This window comes from Streptomyces sp. NRRL S-1022 (genome assembly GCF_000720135.1).
GTDB lineage: Bacteria > Actinomycetota > Actinomycetes > Streptomycetales > Streptomycetaceae > Streptomyces.
This window is the reverse complement of sequence record NZ_JOIU01000114.1, coordinates 1-504: the sequence shown is the minus strand read 5'-3', so window position 1 is coordinate 504 and position 504 is coordinate 1. Positions and strand designations below refer to the sequence as shown.

Annotated in this window: 1 pseudogene; it reads right to left on the bottom strand. The window is 67.5% G+C overall.

The window, feature by feature from the left end:
• Positions 1-504, bottom strand: a pseudogene (locus tag IG05_RS0141075) (alpha-amylase family glycosyl hydrolase); the annotation flags it as partial.

The window sequence follows — 504 nt, the reverse complement described above, 5'->3', positions numbered from 1 at the left end:
CGAGAAGCCGGCGTTGCGGTCGGGTGTCCACTGCATGGGGGTGCGGACGGCGTCGCGGTCGCCGAGCCAGATGTTGTCGCCCATGCCGATCTCGTCGCCGTAGTAGAGGATCGGCGAGCCGGGCAGGGACAGCAGCAGGGCCGTGAACAGCTCGATCTGGTTGCGGTCGTTGTCGAGCAGGGGTGCCAGGCGCCGGCGGATGCCGATGTTGGCGCGCATCCGCGGGTCCTTGGCGTACTCGGCCCACATGTAGTCGCGTTCCTCGTCGGTGACCATTTCGAGGGTCAGCTCGTCGTGGTTGCGCAGGAAGATGCCCCACTGGCAGCTGGACGGGATCGCGGGGGTCTTGGCGAGGATCTCGGAGACCGGGTAGCGGGATTCCCGCCGTACGGCCATGAAGATCCGCGGCATGACCGGGAAGTGGAAGGCCATGTGGCACTCGTCGCCGCCGGCCGAGAAGTCGCCGAAGTAGTCGACGACGTCCTCGGGCCACTGGTTCGCCTC